Annotated in this window: 16 protein-coding genes; all 16 read left to right on the plus strand. The window is 60.9% G+C overall.

Features of this window, described 5'->3' with window-relative positions; all coding sequences use genetic code 11:
- Positions 1-51: 51 nt before the first annotated feature.
- The 16 genes from bamA to E8K79_RS20155 all read left to right on the plus strand — a co-directional run bounded on the left by bamA (position 52) and on the right by E8K79_RS20155 (position 20,132).
- A complete protein-coding gene (gene bamA / locus E8K79_RS20080) occupies positions 52-2,460 on the plus strand; it encodes an outer membrane protein assembly factor BamA (protein ID WP_136516313.1) in 2,409 nt (802 codons plus the stop codon).
- A gap of 25 nt (positions 2,461-2,485) precedes the next feature.
- Positions 2,486-3,001 carry an OmpH family outer membrane protein gene (locus tag E8K79_RS20085; protein WP_136516314.1) on the plus strand — a complete coding sequence of 172 codons (516 nt, stop codon included), beginning with the start codon at positions 2,486-2,488 and terminating at the stop codon, positions 2,999-3,001.
- A 240-nt stretch (positions 3,002-3,241) separates the two neighbouring features.
- The gene (gene lpxD, locus E8K79_RS20090; RefSeq protein ID WP_136516315.1) at positions 3,242-4,282 is read left to right on the plus strand and encodes a UDP-3-O-(3-hydroxymyristoyl)glucosamine N-acyltransferase; all 1,041 of its coding nucleotides are present in this window, start codon (positions 3,242-3,244) and stop codon (positions 4,280-4,282) included.
- A gap of 75 nt (positions 4,283-4,357) precedes the next feature.
- Positions 4,358-4,792 carry a 3-hydroxyacyl-ACP dehydratase FabZ gene (fabZ, locus tag E8K79_RS20095; RefSeq protein ID WP_136516316.1) on the plus strand — a complete coding sequence of 145 codons (435 nt, stop codon included), beginning with the start codon at positions 4,358-4,360 and terminating at the stop codon, positions 4,790-4,792.
- 15 nt (positions 4,793-4,807) lie between these two features.
- Entirely contained in the window at positions 4,808-5,584 is a 777-nt protein-coding gene (lpxA, locus tag E8K79_RS20100; RefSeq protein WP_136516317.1) for an acyl-ACP--UDP-N-acetylglucosamine O-acyltransferase, read from the plus strand.
- Positions 5,585-5,692: 108 nt separating this feature from the next.
- Entirely contained in the window at positions 5,693-6,811 is a 1,119-nt protein-coding gene (gene lpxB / locus E8K79_RS20105) for a lipid-A-disaccharide synthase (protein ID WP_162604742.1), read from the plus strand.
- The gene (gene msbA / locus E8K79_RS20110) at positions 6,808-8,550 is read left to right on the plus strand and encodes a lipid A export permease/ATP-binding protein MsbA (protein ID WP_136516319.1); all 1,743 of its coding nucleotides are present in this window, start codon (positions 6,808-6,810) and stop codon (positions 8,548-8,550) included. Before lpxB ends, msbA begins: the two co-directional genes overlap by 4 nt.
- A gap of 13 nt (positions 8,551-8,563) precedes the next feature.
- On the plus strand, positions 8,564-9,502 hold the full coding sequence (locus E8K79_RS20115; RefSeq protein WP_136516320.1) for a lysophospholipid acyltransferase family protein: 939 nt from the start codon (positions 8,564-8,566) through the stop codon (positions 9,500-9,502).
- Between the two features lie 280 nt (positions 9,503-9,782).
- Positions 9,783-11,090, plus strand: a complete 1,308-nt coding sequence (locus tag E8K79_RS20120; RefSeq protein ID WP_136516321.1) for a 3-deoxy-D-manno-octulosonic acid transferase — start codon at positions 9,783-9,785, stop codon at positions 11,088-11,090.
- The gene (gene lpxK / locus E8K79_RS21555; protein ID WP_246043918.1) at positions 11,083-12,357 is read left to right on the plus strand and encodes a tetraacyldisaccharide 4'-kinase; all 1,275 of its coding nucleotides are present in this window, start codon (positions 11,083-11,085) and stop codon (positions 12,355-12,357) included. Before E8K79_RS20120 ends, lpxK begins: the two co-directional genes overlap by 8 nt.
- Positions 12,358-12,361: 4 nt before the next feature.
- Positions 12,362-13,405, plus strand: coding sequence for a lipopolysaccharide heptosyltransferase I (gene waaC / locus E8K79_RS20130; RefSeq protein ID WP_136516322.1), 1,044 nt, complete (start codon positions 12,362-12,364; stop codon positions 13,403-13,405).
- A gap of 222 nt (positions 13,406-13,627) precedes the next feature.
- The gene (locus E8K79_RS20135) at positions 13,628-14,707 is read left to right on the plus strand and encodes a polysialyltransferase family glycosyltransferase (protein ID WP_162604737.1); all 1,080 of its coding nucleotides are present in this window, start codon (positions 13,628-13,630) and stop codon (positions 14,705-14,707) included.
- A complete protein-coding gene (locus tag E8K79_RS20140; protein ID WP_136516324.1) occupies positions 14,697-16,367 on the plus strand; it encodes a cytidylyltransferase domain-containing protein in 1,671 nt (556 codons plus the stop codon). The genes E8K79_RS20135 and E8K79_RS20140 overlap by 11 nt, the downstream gene beginning before the upstream one ends.
- Positions 16,354-17,400: an N-acetylneuraminate synthase family protein gene (locus E8K79_RS20145; RefSeq protein WP_246043920.1), complete on the plus strand. Its 1,047-nt coding sequence runs from the start codon at positions 16,354-16,356 to the stop codon at positions 17,398-17,400. Before E8K79_RS20140 ends, E8K79_RS20145 begins: the two co-directional genes overlap by 14 nt.
- A 47-nt stretch (positions 17,401-17,447) precedes the next feature.
- On the plus strand, positions 17,448-18,563 hold the full coding sequence (locus E8K79_RS20150) for a glycosyltransferase family 4 protein (protein WP_136516325.1): 1,116 nt from the start codon (positions 17,448-17,450) through the stop codon (positions 18,561-18,563).
- A gap of 111 nt (positions 18,564-18,674) precedes the next feature.
- Positions 18,675-20,132, plus strand: a complete 1,458-nt coding sequence (locus E8K79_RS20155) for a glycosyltransferase family 39 protein (RefSeq protein ID WP_162604738.1) — start codon at positions 18,675-18,677, stop codon at positions 20,130-20,132.
- Positions 20,133-20,229 lie beyond the last annotated feature (97 nt).

A 20,229-nucleotide genomic window follows, 5' to 3' on the forward strand; every position in this document is an offset into this window, starting at 1 on the left:
ACGGCTCTTTTGTAGCCGCATATTTTCTTTTGGCTTTTTCGGGGGGACCCTTTGCTGCGTAAATCGTTATCAGCTCTGCTTGTCGTTCAGCTTTTCGGGGCTTCCTACGCCCTGGCCGAACCGCCCGCTGCCGGAAAGGCCGCACCGGACACCACCTCGACGGACAAGAGCGCGGCTGACAAGGCTGCCGCCGCAAAGCCCGCCGAAGAGAAGCCGGCAAGCGACAAGATAGCTACGGTCCGGATAAGCGGCAACCACCGCATCGAGACTGCGGCCATCACGCAGGCGGTCCGGATCAAGGCGGGGGACGTCCTCGACCCGGAAAAGGTGGATGCTGACATCCGTGCCATCTTCAAGCTCGGGCATTTCACCGACGTAAAGGCACAGTCCGAGGTTAAGGACGGGGCGCTCGTCCTTGAATACGTCGTGACCGAGAAGCCGATTGTCAGGGAGATAAAGATAGAGGGGGCCAAGGAGATCACCACCGACAAGGTGCGCGAGGCCGTCGAGATCAAGCCCAATTCCGTGTTTTCCGCCAAGGCGCTGCAAAAAAGCGTCAAGAAAGTGAAGAAGCTGTACGCGGACGAGGGATACTACTTGGCCGAGGTCTCCGGCGACATCAGCCTGCGCTCCGACACAGATATCCACGTTATCTTCCGCATTAAGGAAGGGGAGAAGGTGCTGATCCGGAACATCGAGTTCGACGGTAATCATGCCTTCCCCGCGAAGAAGCTGAAGAAGACCATGGAAACCGACGAGAAGTGGTTCCTCTCCTGGCTCACCGGGGCCGGTACCTATAAGGAGGAGGTGCTCAAAAACGACGTTAACCTCCTTACCGAGCTCTACATGAACAACGGCTACGTCAACGTGAAGGTGGGCGAGCCCAAAGTCGAGCTCCTGCCGGATCGCACCGGTCTCAAGGTCAGCATCGGCATCACCGAGGGGGAACAGTACCGCCTCGGCAAGCTCGCCTTCAAGGGGGACCTGCTTGAGAGCGAGAGTGTGCTCGCCGGTAAGCTCAAGGAGAAGACTGGCCAGCTCTTCAGCCGCGCCGACTTGCGCACCGACGTCTTCGCCCTCACCGACCTCTACGCCGACAAGGGATACGCCTTCACCAACGCCTCGCCGCTCACCAAACTGAACGCGGATACCCACACCATCGACATCACCTTCGACATGGAGAAGGGGCAGAAGGTTACCATCGACCGGATCAACATCTCCGGTAACACGAAGACGCGCGACAAGGTTGTGCGCCGCGAACTGAGGCTCGACGAGGGAGAGCAGTACAGCTCCACCGGGCTCAAGCGCAGCAAGCAGAACCTGATGAACACCGGCTTCTTCGAGGAGGCTAACATCGCCACGGTGAAGGGGAGTGCTCCGGACAAGCTCGACATGAACGTCGAGGTAAAGGAGAAGCCGACCGGAACCTTCAGCATCGGCGCCGGCTACAGCTCCCTCGACGGCATCATCGGCCAGGGGTCGATCCAGCAGGCGAACTTCTTAGGTCTCGGCCTCAAGATGAACGCGGCCGCCAGCCTCGGGAGCAAGTCGCAGACCTACAACCTGGGGCTCACCGACCCTTACTTCATGGACACCAAGTGGACCGTGGGTGGCGACATCTACCGCACCGAGCGGCAGTACCTCGACTACACCCGCAGGGCCACTGGCGGTGACATCAAGGCCGGATACTCCCTCTCCGACACGCTCGGGACTTTCTGGCTTTACAAGTACGAGCAGAAAGAGATCTTCGACGAGTCCGAGGAACTGCTGCAGAACATCCACAATGGCTCGGTGCTTGCGCCGGAGGCTACCTCCACCACGAGCGCCATCGTAGCTAGCCTCACCAGCAACACCACCGATTACCGTCCCGACCCCTCGAACGGCATGATCAACACGATCTCCATAGAGTTCGCCGGCCTTGGCGGGAGCAACAGGTACATCAAGTACCTGACCGAGCACACCGTTTTCCACCCGCTTCTGTGGGGCGTGGGGTCGCTGCGCGGCACGCTGGGGTACGTGCAGTCCTACGGCGGCAAGGAAGTCCCTATCGACGAGAAGTTCTATCTCGGTGGCATCAGCTCCCTGCGCGGCTTCTCCTCCAGGACGGTGAGCCCTTACAAAACGACGCCGATCGACGTCATCGACGTGAACGGCGCTCACGGTATCGACGACAAGCGTGTCTATCTCGGGGGTGCAGTCGAAGCGGTGGCCAACGCCGAGTACACCTTCCCGCTGTTGAAGGAGGCTGGGCTCAAGGGGGTCCTCTTCTTCGACGCCGGCAACTGCGAGGACACGTTCAAGTCCACTTTCTCCAACGTCCTCACCAGTTACGGTGGGGGCATCAGGTGGTTCTCCCCGATCGGTCCGCTGCGGCTCGAGTACGGCATTCCGATCAACCCGAGGGAAGGGATTGACAGCAAAGGCGGCAAGTTAGAGTTCTCCATAGGGAGCATGTTCTAAATCGATGCACTGCAAGGAGCAAGTCATGAAACGTTTCATCATCGCATTATCGCTGGTTCTGGCACTTCCGCTGTCCGTGATGGCCGCCGATGGTTCAAAGATCGGTTCGGTCGATGTGCAGAAGGTGCTGCTGACCTCCGACGCAGGGAAAGAGGCAAAGGAGCAACTTGCCCAGAAAGCCAGCAAGTACGAGGCAGAAAAAGCAAGTAAGGAAGGTGAGCTGAAGAAGCTGAAAGGCGAGTTGGAGAGTCAGGGTGCACTTCTGAATGATTCCGCCCGCGGCGCGAAGGAGCGTGACTACCAGCAGCGCCTGAAAGAGTACCAGCGTTTCCTCAAGGATGCCCAGGACGACCTGCAGGCGAAGAACGACGAGTTCACCGGAAAGATCGTGGACGAGATCGTGAAGGTGGCGCAGGACTTTGGTAAGAAGAACGGCTTCACCGCTATCTTCGTAAAGAACGAGACCATGATCTTCCTCGATCCCTCCGCCGACGTGACCGACTCGGTGCTGAAGGCGTTCAACGAGAACAGGAAGAAGTAAACCCAGTTCAACGTTCGACGTTCAACGTTCAACGTTACGACCACTCCCCCCTCCTGCCCGAGGGGGCAGGCCGGGGCCGACCCCTTTGCTATTGCGGGTGTAGGTTCCCTGACTGCTCCTTAAAGGCCGGAGGGGGAATTGTCGTTTTTGAGAGGCGACAAGTAGGTGTTACGCGTCTTTAATGGCGCACACTCTTTACGAACGTTGAACGATGAACGTTGAACGTTTCTTGAGGTTGATATGAAAAAAACGCTTCGTGAAATAGCCGAGCATCTAGGGGGGACGGTTTCCGGCGACGGTGATGTGCTGATCGGCGGACTGGGGACCCTGGACGACGCGGGCGAAGGGCAGCTTACCTTTCTCGCCAACCCTAAGTACGCAAGCAAGGTGGCCACCACCAACGCCTCCGCGGTGCTTATGGGAGCCGGAGGGAACACCCACGGCAAAAATGCGATCTTCCACGCGAACCCCTACCTCGCCTTCGCCAAGCTTTTGACCCTGTTCTATACCCAGCCGGCGCCCCGCCTTGGCGTGCTCCCCGGTGCCTTCGTTGCCCCGGGGGCAAAGATCGGCCAGGAGGTCACCGTCTACCCGGGGGCGACCGTCGGCCCCGGCGTTACCGTTGGCGACCGCGTGACCCTCTACCCCGGCGTGGTCCTCTACCCCGGCTCGAGCGTCGGCGACGACGTCACCCTCTATGCCAATGTGAGCATCCGTGAGCGTTGCCGCATCGGCAATCGCGTCATCATCCACGACGGCACGGTGATCGGCTCGGACGGCTTCGGCTACGCGCCGGACGGCAGCTCCTGGTACAAGATCCCGCAGATAGGCATCGTCGTCGTCGAGGACGACGTGGAGATCGGCTCTAACACGGTCATCGATCGCGCCGCCCTTGAGGTGACCCGCATCAGGCGCGGCACGAAGATCGACAACCTCGTGCAGATCGGCCACAACTGCGTCATCGGCGAGGACTGCATGGTCGTCTCTCAGGTCGGGATCTCTGGCAGCACCCAGCTAGGTAACCACGTGATCCTTGGGGGGCAGGTAGGCGTCGCCGGGCACATCAAGATCGGCGACAATGTGATGATCGGCGCCAAATCGGGCGTGGCGGGGAACCTCGAGCCGAACCAGGTGCTTTCCGGGATACCGGTCATGCCGCATCGCGAGTGGCTCAAATCCTCCAACCTGCTCCCGAAGCTTCCCGAGTTCAGGAAGACCCTGAACACCCTCGAGAAACGCGTGGCCGAGCTGGAGGCGAAGCTCGCGGGAAAAGGGGAATAGCCCCCCGTAACACTGAAATGAATACCTCGGCTCAAGCCCAGCGGGTTTCGGGCCGATGCAAGGAGAGGACAGGCAATGCTTGATATCGTCCAGATAATGGAAATTCTGCCGCACCGTTACCCGTTTCTGCTCATCGACAAGGTCACCGAGCTGGTGCCGGGTAAGCGGATCGTGGCCATCAAGAACGTGACTATGAATGAGCCCTTCTTCCAGGGGCACTTCCCCGGTTTCCCGGTGATGCCGGGTGTCCTGATCATCGAGGCGATGGCTCAGGCCGCAGCCACCATGGCGTATCTCAGCGTGGGTGGTGATGCGAAGGATAAAGTGAGCTACTTCATGGCAATCGACAACGCGCGCTTCAGGAAGCCGGTGAAACCCGGGGACACCTTGAGGCTCGAGGTGGAGACCCTCTTCAACAAGCGCGGCATCTGGAGCTGCGCCGCCAAGGCTTACGTCGGTGAGACCCTCATGACCGAAGCGGAACTGAAGGCAACGCTCGCCGACAAGTAAGCACGGAGAACATCTATGATCCACAGCACCGCAATCATCCATCCCGGAGCCAAGATATCCGATGGGGTCGAGATCGGCCCGTACGCCGTGATCGGCGAGAACGTGAGCATTGGCAAGGGGACTAAGGTGGGGCCGCACGCCGTCATCGACGGCTGGACCGAGATCGGTGAGAACAACACCATCTTCCAGATGGCCTCGGTCGGGGCGATCCCGCAGGACCTCAAATACCGCGGCGAGAAGACCTGGCTCAAGATCGGCAACGGCAACACCATCCGCGAGTTCGCGAGCCTGCACCTTGGGACCGTGACCGGCGACGGTGAAACCACGGTCGGAGACAACAACCTCTTCATGGCCTACTCCCACGTCGCGCATGACTGCCACATCGGCAACAACGTCATCATGGCCAATTCGGCCACCCTGGCTGGGCATGTCACCGTCGAAGACTACGCCATCATGGGAGGGCTCTCTGCGGTGCTGCAATTCATGCGCATCGGAGCGCACGTCATGGTGGGGGGGATGACCTCGATAACCCTCGATGTACCACCCTACACCATCGTTACCGGTGATCGTTCCGAAAGCCGGCTGCGCGGCCTGAACCTGGTCGGGCTCAAACGTCGCGGGTTCCCCGACGAGAGCATCTCCAGCTTGAAGAAGGCGTACAAGCTCCTCTCCATGTCGGGACTGAAGCTTGCCGAGGCGATCGAGAAGATGAAGACCGAGGTGCCGAAATGCCCCGAGGTGGATCATTTTATCGAGTTTATCGAGACCGCGAAGCGGGGCGTCACAAGGTAAAAAGGGCAAATCAAGGTCGAAGTCCGAGATGGTGGTTTATGCTCCGTCCGTGCCTCGACCTTGACCTGCTTTTAGAGGTTCTATTTGCAAGAAAAGCAACACTCAGTGATGATCGTCGCCGGCGAGGCTTCCGGCGAGATGTACGGCGCCCAGATCGCCTCTGCGATACGCGCCCTGACCCCAGACACCCGCTTCTTCGGCATGGGGGGGAACTGCATGCGCGAGGCCGGGGTGGAAACTCTGGTCGACGCAAATGTGATGGCGGTGATGGGGCTCGTGGAAGTCGTGGCGCACCTGCCGACCATCATAAGCGGCTTCAACACCCTCAAGAACAAACTCCACATCGATCCTCCCGACCTGCTGATCCTGATCGATTACCCGGATTTCAACCTGAGGCTCGCCAAGGTGGCGAAGAAGGCGGGCATCAAGGTGCTCTATTTCATCTCCCCGCAGGTCTGGGCCTGGAGAAGCCATCGCGTGCACGGCATAGGGCGCGTGGTCGACATGATGGCGGTCCTTTTCCCCTTTGAGGTCCCCTTCTACCAGAAGGCCGGCGTCCCTGTCACCTTCGTAGGTCACCCGCTGCTCGACCTGGTCAAGCCGACCATGGGGCGTGACGAAGCGCTCGCGTCGTTGGGGCTCGATCCGCAAAGACGCTGCGTAGGTCTTTTTCCCGGGAGCCGCCTCTCGGAACTGAAGAAGCTCCTTCCCATCATCCTTGATGCGGCGCGCATCCTCAGGGAGCGCATGCCGGACCTGCAGTTCGTGTTGCCGCGCGCCTCTTCGCTCAAGGAGGAGGATTTGGCCCACTACCTTTCCGGCTCGGGGCTTGAGGTTTCCGTGATCGCTGGAAGAAACCACGACGTGATGACCGCCTGTGACGCGGTGATCGCGGCGTCGGGCACCGTGGTCATGGAACTCGCCCTGGTCGGCGTTCCCCACGTGATCATCTACAAGATGTCCAAGTTCACCTACGAGGTGGGGAAACGCGTCATCAACGTGCCGCACATAGGTATCAGCAACATCGTCGCCGAAAAGCGCATGGTGAAGGAATTGTTGCAAGACGAAGCTGAGCCGCTGCCGATCGCAGATGAGATCGACGCGCTCCTGAACAACCCCGGTTACGCGGCCACCATGCGGGAAGATTTCGCCGCGATGAGAGTGAAGCTGGGCAACGGCGGGGCCCTGGGCCGTGTGGCCCGGCTCGCCATGGAGATGATGAAATGAGTGCAGCACCCCCGAAAAAAGTGAACGTTTTCATGCGGCTGGTCGGTTACAGCCGACCCTACTGGTGGCGCATCATGCTGGCCGCGGTGGGATCGCTCGGGGTGGGCGGGATGGACGGCGCCATGGCGTACCTCGTTGAACCGGTCTTGCGGAAGATCTTCTCCGGCAAGGACACCTCCATCTTCATGCTGCTGCCGGTCGGCATCGTCTTGCTCTACGCCTTGCGCGGCGTCTGCCGTTACACCAACGACTACTTCATCAGGAGCGCCGGGCAGCTCGCGGTCCAAGATGTGAGAAACGACCTCTACGAGAAGAACATGCGTCTGAGCGTCGGTTACTTCCACCGCCACGAGACCGGGACGCTCATGTCGCGCGTCCTGGCCGACGTCGGGATGATGCAGGAGGGAGTTGCCAACGTCATCAGCGGCGTCTTCCGTGATGGGCTATCTGCCGTCGCCCTTCTCTGCGTCATCTTCTACCGCGACTGGCAACTCGCCTTGATCTCCTTCGTGGTGATCCCGCTCACCGTGATCCCGGCGACGAAGATCGGCAAGCGGATCAAGCGCGCGGCGCGCCAGGGGCAGGAGAAGATGGGGGATCTGGCCAGCATTCTCCAGGAGACCTACTCCGGCATTAAGGTGGTGAAGGCCTTCGGCCTGGAAGGGCGCGAGGTTGAACGATTCCGGGCGCGCAACCGGGACTTCTATTACTTCACCAGGAAAAACATCAAATACGATGGGCTCTCGACCCCGATCATGGAGTTCATCACCTCCTTCGGCGTCGCCGCCGTTATCTGGGTCGGCGGCAGCAACGTCATGCACGGCACGAAAAGCGCCTCCGAGTTCTTCTCCTTCATCACCGGTATGGTGCTGGTCTTCAACCCGATCAAGAGGCTTCTTACCGCCTACAACAACCTGCAGCGCTCCATCGGCGCGGCGGAGCGTGTCTTCGAGGTGATGGACGAGAGGCCCGAGATCGTCGACGCCCCCGATGCCAGCGACCTCGGCAAGGTGAACGGAGAGGTGGAGTTCCGCGACGTCCGTTTCAGGTATGAAGACGACTACGTGCTGCAGGGGGTGAACCTTAAGGCGAAAAAGGGCGAGGTCATCGCCCTGGTCGGCCCCTCCGGCGGCGGCAAGACCACCCTCGTTTCACTGATCACCCGCTTCTACGACCCGACCGACGGCGCCGTGCTCATGGACGGCGTAGACATACGCAAACGGACCATGCAGAACCTCTTGGAGCAGATCGCCCTCGTCGACCAGGAGACCATCCTTTTCAACGACACCATCGCCAACAACATCCGCTACGGGCGCTCGCAGGCAACCGATGCAGAGGTCGAGGCCGCCGCGCGGGCCGCCTTTGCGCACGACTTCATCGCAGAGCTCCCCGAGGGATACCAGACCAACATCGGTGACCGAGGGGTGCGCCTTTCCGGCGGGCAGCGCCAGAGGCTTTGCATCGCCCGGGCCATCCTAAAGGACGCGCCTATCCTGATCCTCGATGAGGCGACCAGCGCGCTGGACACCGAGAGCGAGCAGATGGTGCAGAAGGCGCTAAACAACCTCATGAAGAATCGCACCACCTTCGTCATCGCGCACCGACTTTCCACCATCACCCATGCCGATCGCATCGTGGTGCTGGAAAAGGGGATTGTCGCCGAGACCGGCACCCACGATGCCTTGCTGCGGAGCGAAGGCATCTACAGCCGCCTGCACGGCATGCAGTTTAAGGCGTAAGGGGCCCGGTGAGATGCTGAAGAAACTGCGCTGGCATCTTGAAACCGCTCTCTTCCTGGCGATTTCCTGGAGCGTTTCGATCCTGCCGAACGGCATAGCGCTGTCGGTGGGACGAAGCCTTGGGCGTGCCGCGTTCTTGCTTCTTTCGCGGCGTCGCCGCGTCGTGATTGAGAACCTCAGGGCGAGTCTCCCCTTCCTGACGCGGCAGCCAGGTTGGGGCGGTGGCAGTGCCGAGGAGATCGCCCGTGGCGTATTCGAGAACCTGGGGTGCTGCGTGGTGGAAGTCTGCAAGATCTACCAGGGGCGCGGCAAGGATCTCATCGAGAAGGTTGAGTTCCGCGGTATCGAGAACTACGAAAAGGCGTACGCCAAGGGGAAAGGGGTCGCCTTCATCACCGCACACAGCGGCAACTGGGAGCTTCTCGCCATCGCCTTCGGGGTGCGCAAACACGAGATCTCCGTGGTGGCGAGACGCCAGGATAACCCCTATCTGAACGCCATGATCGAGCGCATCCGCAAGCGCTACGGCAACGGCATCCTTTACAAGGAAGGGGCCCTCCGGGCGATGTTCTCCGCATTCAGAAAGCAGGAGATCGTAGGCCTTCTCATCGACCAGGCGGTGACCCCGGTTAACGGCGTCCTAATCGACTTCCTTGGTCGTCCCGCCTGGACCATCCAGATGCCGGCCCAGGTCGCAAGAAAGATCGGCACCCCGCTTGTTCCCGCATTCATCCACCGCGAGGGGGACAAAAGCATCATCACCATTCACCCGGAGTACCAGGTGTCGAGCGCCTCCGACCCGGAAGTCGCCGCCGCCGAGGACGCGAAAGGACTCACGCACTACATCGAGGAGTACGTGATCCAGCACCCCACCCAGTGGTACTGGGTACACAACCGCTGGAAACGCGCACCCGCCGCGCACCCCCTTCCCGCGGACGGCGGCGCACCGTAGGGACGAATCATCATTCGCCCGCCGTTGTCCTAACGCCTTTGAAAGTCCCCCTTTGCGAAGGGGGATTTAGGGGGATTTGCAGTTGGTTCGTCTGAAGCAAATCCCCCCTGTCCCCCCTTCGCAAAGGGGGGGACGTCAGGTCTCGTGCCGCGCTTCGTGGGAGCTGTACCGACCTTCCCCTGGATGCTTCGAAGAACGTCCACAAAGAGGGAAATGGCCGCCTCTTCTTTGAGGCATCGTCCCGATGAGTATCGAGCCCGCTCTTGAGGTCTTCGCTTAAATGATCAACTTCTTCTACAACCTGCTCCTATGGGGCCTATTGCCGCTTTTGGTCCCGTACCACGCCTACCGTTCGCTGTCGCGCGGCAGAAGAACCGCGTTCCTGGAGCGTTTCGGCCGTATCCCAGCTGAGGATCTCGCGCAGATCGCCGGCGCGGGAACCATCCTCGTCCATGCCGTTTCGGTCGGCGAGACCAACGCCGCGCTACCGCTTTTGAAGGGGATCCGCACCCGCTTCCCCGGCAAAAAGATCGTCATCTCCAACGTCACCGAAACTGGCCGTAGCGTCGCCCTCAAGAGCGGGGCGGCCGACCTCTGCATCTACTTCCCCTTCGACTACCCCTTCGCCGTCCGCTCCGTGCTGGAGAGCATCAGGCCCGAGCTGGTCGTGATCATGGAAACGGAGATCTGGCCCAACTTCATAAAAGAGGCGAGGCGCATGGGGATCCCGGTCCTCCTCGCCAACGGTCGCATCTCGGACCGCTCCTTTTCACGCTACCTGCGCTTCTCCTGGTTCTTTCGCCCGGTGCTTCGGCACCTCTCCGCACTCTGCATGCAGACCCCGGTCGACGCCTCCCGCATCGAGGCGATCGGCGCACCGGCCGCGGCGGTTTTCGTCGGCGGGAACCTGAAGTACGACGTGCCAGTGACCAAGGCCGCCCCGGAAGAGATAGCCATGATCAAGGAGAAGTACCGCATCCCGGCGGACTGCTTTGTCTTCGCTGCGGCGAGCACGCACGAGGGGGAGGAGGGGGAGGTCCTGGCCGCCTACCGTGAGTTGGTGCGCCGCGACCCGGCAAGCTTCCTGATCCTCGCTCCGCGCCATCCCGAGCGCGCCCCCGGTGTCGCCGAACTGATCAAGAGGGAGGGGTTCTCCTTCTGGTTCCGTTCTGCCCTTGAGAGAGACACGGAGATTCCGGCCGGCGGCATCCTTCTTTTGGACACGGTTGGGGAACTCGCCGGGCTGTACCGCGCTTCCGATCTCGTCTTTGTGGGGGGGAGCCTCGTCCCCACCGGCGGCCACAACCCGCTCGAGCCCGCCGCCTGCATGGTTCCGGTCCTCTTTGGGCCTCACATGGAGAACTTCCGCGAGATAGCAGCGCTTTTCGCGAAGCACTGTGGCGCAGAGGTCCAGGTACCTGACGCCAAAGGGTTGCAGGCCGAACTGCTTCGTCTGGCGGCCGATAGCGCGCACCGGGAGGAGCTGGGGCGGCATGGTGCCGGTATCCTCCTGGGGAGTGCCGGAGCTACCGGCCGGCACCTGGATGTGATGGAGTCCCTGCTGGGGCAGGGGGGGGATCGTGGCTGACCTGGAACAGTACTACCGGGACCTGCTGGCCGGGAAGCGCGCGGGGGGTGGCGACAGGGTGATCCTGGGACTTTTGCGCCTCGCCTCACGCCCGTACGCTCTAGTCATGAAGCTGCGCGCCTTCTGCTACCGTCTCGGCATATTTTCCTCGCATCGGCTGCCGCGGCCGGTTATCTCGGTCGGCAACATCGCCCTTGGGGGTACCGGAAAGACACCGACGGTGGCCTGGGTCGCATCGTACTTGATGGCGCGCGGCAAGAAGGTGTGCGTCCTTTCCCGCGGCTATGGGGGGAGCGAAGAGGGGCGGATCAACATCGTGAGTGACGGGGAGCGACTGCTGCTTGCCCCGGAACAGGCGGGGGACGAGCCGTGCCAACTGGCCGGCATGCTTCCCGGGCTCATGGTGGTGATCGGGTCCGACCGCTACCGCGCCGGACTGCACGCCATGGAACGGCTGAACCCGGATGTCTTCATCATGGACGACGGTTTTCAGCATTTGAAACTCAAGCGCGACCTCAACATCCTGCTCCTCGATGCGGCAAACCCTTTCGCGGTTCAAGGGGAGGAGGCTGGCTCGGTGCGCAAGACCTCTTCTGCAGTGCGCGAGACCTCTTGCACAGTGCGCGAGACCTCTTGCACAGTGCGCGAGACCCCTTCCGCAGTGTGCAAGACCTCTTCCGCAGTGTGCAAGACCCCTTCCGCAGTGTGCGAGCCCTCTTCCGCCGCGCGGGAGCAGTTCGGTTGGGGTTTCACCCTCCCCGGTGGGTTTTTGCGGGAACCTCCGGCCGCTGCCACGCGGGCGGACATCGTGCTCTGCACCCGCACCCGCGATGGCGTACGGATCGCGCCGGTGCCAGGAAAGCCTACCTGCTGGACAAAACATAAGCTTTCTGGCATAGTCCCGCTCGTCGGCGGGGCTCAATCAGGGTTCGAAACGGTGCAGGGGGCGCGCGTCATGGCCTTCTCCGGGATAGCGAATCCGGGAGCCTTCTTCGACGGTCTTGAAGAGGTCGGCATCAGGCCGGTGACCACCCTGGCCTTCCCCGATCACACCCGTTACGAGGAACCGGAGCTCGCCGCGATCCTGAGGCTCAAGACCGCTTCGCGCTCCACGGTGCTTTTGACCACGCAGAAGGACGCTGTGAAGCTCCTGCCGCATGCCGAGAAACTTTCCGGCTGCCACGCCGTGGCGCTTGAGCTCGACTTCGAGGATACCCGTCCCTTGGAGCAGGCCCTCGACAAGCTGATGTCCGGAGAGAGTGAGTAAATAGATGCGAGTCCTTATCATAAAAGCCTCCGCTTTGGGAGACATCATCCATGCCCTTCCCGTCCTCGACTTCCTGCACCAGGCCAAGCCGGGGATCGAGGTGGACTGGGTGGTGGAAGAGCCCTTCAGGCAGATGTTGGAGGGGAATCCCCTTATAAGCCAGCTGCACCTGGTGCGGACCAAGGTCTGGCGCAAGCACCCCTTTGCCGCCCAGACCCGCCGCGAGGTGGCCGCGCTCAGAAAGACGTTGCGCGAGCGCAACTACGATCTCGTCTTCGACATCCAGGGAAACCTGAAGAGCGGACTTATCTGCGCCGCCTCGGGGTGCTCGGACCGTATCGGTTTTGACCGCGCGGAGCTGCAGGAGTCGGTCAACGCGTTCTTCACCACGCGCCAGATCCCGGTGCGCAAGCAGGATTACCACATCACCGACAAGTACCTGCGCCTGGTGAGTGTTCCCTTCGCCAAGGACTTCCGTTCCATGCAGCTCACCACCAGCATCCATACCACCGCGGAGGAGGACGCGAACGCCGAGGCGCTCCTCGCCACCCTCTCGGACGGGCTGGTCTTCTTGTTTCAGTACGGCACCACCTGGCAGACCAAGTTCTGGAGCATCGAGCACTGGGTCGAACTGGGCAAGGAAGTGCTAGATCACTACCACGACGCCTCGATTCTTCTCCCCTGGGGCAACGACTCTGAGCGTGAAGCGGCCACCGCCATCGCCGCTGGTATCGGGCGCGGAGCCCGTGTGCTCGAGCGTATGACGCTTAAGGGGCTTACTGCTGTCCTTAAGAAGGTCGACCTCGTCGTTGGCGGGGACACCGGGCCCGTGCAGCTTGCCGCCGCGGTCGGAACACCAACCGTCTCCTTCTACCGCGCCTCGGACGGGAAGAGGAGTGGTCCGCGCGGCGAGCACCACGTCGTCGTGCAATCGCCGATGCACTGCGCCCGCTGTTTCAGAACCCGCTGCGACAAGGACGCCCAGTGCCGCGACAGCATTAAAGTCGAGGCGATCATGAGCGGCATCCGTAAGCTTCTGCAAACCTGAAATCCTACAACCGGCCCAGCATCCGCACAGCGACCGGGCGGCGCTTTTCCTTCTCGCAGCGGGAACTATCCCCCGCGATCCCCCTTCTTATTCGGAGATTATCTACTTTCGCCGCCGCCTGCGGTTATGGTATGATGCCCCGCTTTATGCGCTGTGCGCGGCGATCAATCTGGACACGCTGTGTCACAGTCAAGTCTGAACTAACATAGGAAAAGCAGTGGAATGAACGATACAGTCAATCTGTTTATTGTGTATTCACCGCTGCACTATATCTGCAGCGAGCAGATAGCCAAGGTGTTCTGCCGGGATGAAAGGAACGTCCTGTTTTACATCAAGGAAGAGTTCGCCGGGATGGTGCAGGATACCTGCTGTGCCGAGGCAGTGTTCCTCCCGTGGCCGCGCTTCTACCCGGAGAAGGGGGTGTTCGGGCGACTGCAACGCACCCTTAAGAACCTTGAGATCGTGCAGGGTTACTGCTCCGGGTTCAAGACCATCCGCATCCATACCCCAGTCATCGACACCGAGGCGATCAACTATTTCATCAACCATCTGTCCCGTTCTTTTCCGCAGGCTCAGGTGGTGGTGAGGCTCATTCCCGACGGGGTCCTCAACATACAGCGCCACCCACTGGGGCGGGTCAAGGAGGCCCTGCAGTACGTGCGCAAGGTGCGCAGGCTTTACTCGCGTAGGCTCGATTACTACATGCTACGCGGTGACCGCACCGGCTCTGAGACTGCTATCGTGGACAGGATCTACCTGTTGCCTGGCTTCCCGCATGAGTACTGTCCGGATAAGGTGGTGGAGATGCCCCCCTTCCACCAGAAAGCGGGGGGCACTGCGGGAGGGGTGGGGCTACGGGCCCTGGTGATAGGGCAGCCGCTGCAACGGGACCGGCGTCTCACCGAGGAGCAGCGCGCGGAACTGAGCGGCGCTCTTGAGGGGTACCTGAAACGCTGCGGCATGACCCATGTCGACTACAAAGCGCATCCCCGGGAGGCGGTGCGGGAGTTCCTTGGCGCGCAGTACACTGAAATCACTCCCACCGAGGCCCTGGAGACCTTCCTGCTGCACAACCATTACGACATCGTGATCGGGATATATAGCACGGCGCTTTTGACCGCCCGCATGATTCTCCCTCAGAGCAGCCGGGTGATCTCCTTCGGGTTTGACCAGGTCTTCTACAAGGACCAGGTTAGCAAAGCGAAGGTTCAGTCGGTATTTGAGAAAGTCGGCGTAGAGATGGTAGCCTCCCGCGAGGGACGCGCCGTTTCTTCGTCCAGTCGAGGTTCGCATGAATCCTGAAGTCCTTATCGTCATCCCCGCTCGCGGCGGGTCCAAGGGTATCCCGAGGAAAAACCTCCGCCCCATGTGCGGCAGACCGCTCATCGCTTACTCCATCGCCGCTGCGAAAGGGGTGGGCACATCGGCGCGCGTCGTAGTATCTACTGACGACGATGAGATCGAGCTCTTCTCACGCAGGCTCGGTGTCGACGTGCTGCGGCGCCCGGCGGAGCTTGCCACCGACAAGGTGACCATCGATCCCGTCATCGTGCACACTACCGAGCAGGCAGAGCTACAGTGGGGGGAACATTACCGGACGGTGATAACCATCCAGCCCACGTCCCCCCTGGTCACGAGCCACGACATCGATCAGGTCATCGCCATGTTCGCCGGCGACGCCGCGCTGCAGACCGTGATCACAGCCGTCGACGACAGGCACCTGCGCTGGCGGGAGGTGGACGGCGCGATCGTCCCGGACTACGAGGCGCGCGTGAATCGTCAGCAGCTCCCCGCGGTGTACCGGGAGACCGGCGCGATCATCGCCTGCCACCGGGATATGCTGCAGACCGGCACCCGCATCGGCTCTAAGGTGAAGCTCTACCTGATGCCGGCCGAGCGCAGCGTCGACATCGACAGTTTTCAAGACTTCTGGCTCTGCGAGCAGATCCTTAGCCGGAAGAAGATCGTCATCACCGCCATAGGGAGCAAGGAAACCGGGCTCGGCCATGCCTTCCGCGCCGTCATGCTGGCGAGTGAGCTGGTGGGGTACGAACTCTCCTTTGTCTGCGAAGAGGACGACTCCCTGGCGAGGGGCTATATCGAGCAGCACAACTACCCGGTGCATAGCTGCGCGAACGGGACGCGGCTCGAGGCCATCCTATCACTGGAGCCGGACCTCGTGATCAACGACATCCTCGACACCAGCGCGGACTACGTGATGGCGCTCAAGAAGGCCGGGGTGGCCGTGGTGAACTTCGAGGACCTGGGGCTCGGGGCTGAGGTTGCCGACCTGGTTTTCAACGCGCTCTACCCGCACCAGTTGCCCAGCGACCACATCCTTTCTGGTCCCCGTTACTTCTGCCTAAGGGATGAATTCCTGTATCTCCCTGAGGGGCACGAGAAGGAAGGGGTGCAGCGGGTGCTGGTGACCTTCGGGGGGGTCGACGAGGGGAACCTCACCGTCAGGACGCTCGGTGTCGTCGGCGGAGAGCTGCTGCGGCGCGGCATTGAGATCGACGTCGTTTTGGGCCCCGGCTTCTCGCACCACGAGGAGCTGGAGGCGGCGGTGGAGCGGCTGGGCTCCCGCGGAGTGCACGTGGTACGGGCGACGCAGCGCATCAGCGACTACATGCTGGCGGCTGATCTGGCCATCACCTCGGCTGGGAGAACGGTCCTCGAACTCGCCTCGGTGAAGGTGCTTACTCTGGCCATCTGCCAAAACCAGCGCGAAACCACGCACACCTTCGCCTCGAGTGAAAACGGCATAATCAACCTGGGCCTGCGCCACAACGTGGAGGACGCCCAGATCCTCGAAGCGGTGTGCAAGGTGCTGGATGATGCGGAGCTTAGGGGGACCATGAGACGGAAGATGGCCAAGCTGAATCTGGCCGGCGGCAAGAAAAGGGTCATAGGGCGCATCGCCGCCCTCATGCGCAGAGGAGATAAAGGTGAAGATCGGTAAGCATGAAGTCGGAAACAACCTGAAACCTTACGTCATAGCCGAAATCGGCGTGAACCACGGCGGCTCTATGGAGCTTGCCAAGCGTCTCATCGAGGAAGCCAAAGAGGGAGGCGCCCACGCTGCAAAGTTTCAGAGCTACAAGGCGGAGCTGATCGCGTCGCGCAAGAGCCCTGCCTACTGGGACACCTCCAAAGAGCCGACCACGAGCCAGTTCGAGCTCTTCAAGAAGTACGACCAGTTCGGGAGCGAAGATTATCTAGAGCTCGCCCGCCACTGCGAGAAGGTGGGGATAGACTTCCTGTCGACCCCTTTCGACCTGGGTGCCGTGGAGTTCCTCGCCCCCCTCATGCCGGTCTTCAAGATCGCCTCGGCGGATATCACGAACGTCCCGCTTATGCGCGCCGTGGCTGCCACCGGCAAACCGGTCATCCTCTCCACCGGCGCCGCCACGATGCCGGAGGTGGAGTTCGCGGTCGAGCAGCTCAGGGGGCATGGGGCTGACGAAATCGCCCTGCTGCACTGCGTTTTGAATTACCCCACCCCGGTAGACCATGCCCAGCTCGGTATGATCCCCGTCCTTTCCCGCGTGTTCCCTCAATGCCTGATCGGCTACTCGGACCATGTGGTGCCGGACCGCACTATCAGCTCCCTCGAGGCGGCCCTGATGCTTGGGGCCTGCATCCTTGAGAAGCATTTCACCCATGACAAGAGCCTTCCTGGCAACGACCACTACCATGCGATGGACAAGGACGATCTCGCCCGCTTTATGGAGAAGGTCGAGGCCTATCGTCTGCTGGTGGGGGTGGCGGGGAAAGACCTCTCGCATGAAGCCGCCGCCCGCCTGCATGCCAGGCGTAGCCTGGTGGCGAGCCGCAGGATCGCCAGGGGGGAAGCCTTCAGCGCGGAAAACCTCATCGCTAAGAGGCCGGGGCACGGCATTAGTCCCATCCACTGGGATGACATCATCGGTCGCAGGGCCGCCTGTGATGTCGAGGAGGACGACCTCCTGCGCTGGGCCGATATTGAGGGGTAGCCCATACATCGCTTTTTAAAGCAGCCCTGTAACACCAAGGAAATGTTATGCAGAGGATCAAGATTTTGGTCGGCGAGTGGTGCGATGAGCACTCTAACAACGCGCAGACTTTGAACACCAAGGAGCTGTTGTCGCGCTTCAACGACAGCAGGATGCAATGGTATGTTCCCTATTACAAAGCTCCCGACCGCAGGCTTTTGAACAAGCAGAACGTAGTGCCCTTCCGGATGACACGGAAGCGTACCTACAGCTTTTACAAGACCCTCTACTATACCTTGAAGGCCGATGCGCTTTTCTATCCCAACCTAAGCGGGTTCCAGCTCCAGTTGCTGCGTCTGCGAAAGCTTTTTGGGAAAAGGGTGCCGGTCATAGCCACGCTTGAAGGCCTGAACGGAGACGTGGCGCGCCAGAACCTGCTGAGCGAGCATTTTGGCCATCCCGTCGTCTGCGCGATGGCTCCAAGAAAAAGGCTGAGACGTAGCGACTTCGTGTTTAAAGAAGCGGACCAGATCATCGCGATAAGCGACTTCCTAGGACAGGTTGCCGAGAGGCTGTTCGGTCCAAAGGTGTCGGTCCTCCCTTTAGGGATCGACGCTGCCAAATTTGGCGGGGCAAGAAATCCTGGCAAGCAATTTACCGTAATCTCCGCCGGGACCGTCTACCAACGCAAGCGCCCGGAGGTATTTCTCGAGCTGGGTGCAAAATTCCGGTCGGTGAATTTCGTGTGGTACGGTGACGGGCAGATGCGCCAGGGATTGGTGGAACAGGCAAAGAAGCTCGGCTTGGACAACGTGCATTTTCCGGGTCCCATTGCCAATGCGAAGCTCGCAGAAAAGCTCAAGGAGGCGAACCTCTTCGTGCTTCCCTCTCTTTCCGAGGGGGTGCCCAAGGTTGCCCAGGAAGCCTCTGCATGCGGGCTCCCCGTCATCATCTTCGGGCACTACGAGTCTCCTACTGTAATTGATGGACATAACGGCCACGTCGTTTGGGATCAACAAGAGCTCTGTGACAGGATTGCGGACCTCGTTGCAAACCCGGAAAAGGTCCGGGTCATGGGGGATAACGGGGTTACCATGTCCAAGACTTGGAACTGGGATGACATCGCACCTCGCTGGGAACGAAGGCTCTTTGAGGTGTTTCAGGACGCCCTTGGCAGGGGGTAACACCGGTCACCCTCACGCGGCAGTCTCACCGGATGAAAAACATTGAAAGGCAGCCGCTTTATGGCATCACAATCCGTAGCCTTCCTTAATAGGAGGCGTCTTTTCATATTTTTGGGGCTTTACTTTGCCCTCCAGTTCGTTTTCCGCGTCCTCGTCTCCAACAGCGCGGAACTCGACGAGGCGGAACAGTTGCTTCTTACCCAGCATCTGGACCTTGGGTACGGCTCCCAACCGCCGCTTTACACCTGGCTTCTCTCCGGGCTCTTCTCCATCTTCGGAGCGGGGGTGGCGACCCTTGCCGCGGTTAAGAACGTCCTGCTCTTCTCCACCTACCTCTTCGTCTACAAAAGTGCCCTCGAGGTGACCGGCGACGAGGACCGGGCGAGTGTCGCCATGCTCTCGCTCTTGCTCATCCCGCAGATCATGTGGGAATCGCAGCGCGACCTGACCCACTCGGTCATGGGGACTACACTCGCCGCTGCCACCCTGTTCGTTATGCTGAGGCTCCTGAAAACGGGCGCGCTGCGTTACTACGTGATCTTCGGTGTGTGCGCGGGGGTCGGGATACTCTCCAAGTACAACTACGCCTTCTTCCTCGTCGCGATTTTAGTCGCGGGAGGGAGCCTGAAGGCGTTCCGTCCGCGACTTTGCAACCGCAAAATGCTGTTGAGCCTTCTCTGCCTCTTGCTCGTGGTCACGCCGCACCTTTACTGGATGCTGGACCATATGCACAAGGCGATGACCGATGCAGGGAAGTTCAAGATGGCACATGCCGTCGGGCGCCTCGCCGCGTTGGGGATGGGCTTCAAGGACCTCGCCCTCGCTGTCGCCTTCTTCGCAGGGGGGCTTGTCGCGGTCTACGCCCTCTTCTTCTTTCGCCGCTCACCCGGTGAAACCGAGAGCGCTCTTCAGGACGACGGCGCGGCGCTGGTGCGCAGAACCCTAGCGGTGGGGCTTTCGCTCTGCGTGGTGATGATCATCTGCTTCAAGGTCACTGCCTTCAAGGACCGGTGGATGCAGCCCCTGCTCTTTCTCACCCCGGTCTGGCTCGTCACTTTGCACCCTGAACGTTTCACCCAGGCACGGGTCCGTGGCTACCTCTCCTTTTGTCTCGTCGTCGCCGTTACCGTCCTCATCCTGATGCCGGGACACGTGCTCTGGGGGCCGCGGGTTGGTAAGTTCGGGCGATTAAACGCCCCCTACGATCGACTCGCCGCAGCCCTTCGCGAGGCGGGATTCGCGGACGGAGTCATCGTTGCACAAGGAAGACTCGTCGGCGGGAACCTGCGCCTTTTCTTCCCGGAGAGCCAAGTGGTGGCCCCAGAGGCACCGGCCTCCGTCGTGCCTCAAGACAAGGCGAGGCTTCTCGTATGGGACGCCACAAAGGACGCGGCGCTGCCGGATGGGTTGAGAGACTTTGCGCTTGGACGCTTCGCTTCGCCGCAACAACTGGCGTCACCGCCGCGCTACGTTGAGGCCACCTACCGGCACGCCTCCGATCGCGCCATGCGCCTTGGTTTCGTGCTGCTCCCCGCCGGACTCCCCGGGGCAGTTGCCTCCCCCAAATGAGAAAGCTTTGAAAACAGAGGATGCCGTGATACCATCACACCCTTTGAAACGGCCGCAGCAGTCGCTTTCAGCGGCACATTCGAAATACAAAGATCGG

Source organism: Geomonas edaphica, assembly GCF_004917075.1.
Classification (GTDB): domain Bacteria; phylum Desulfobacterota; class Desulfuromonadia; order Geobacterales; family Geobacteraceae; genus Geomonas; species Geomonas edaphica.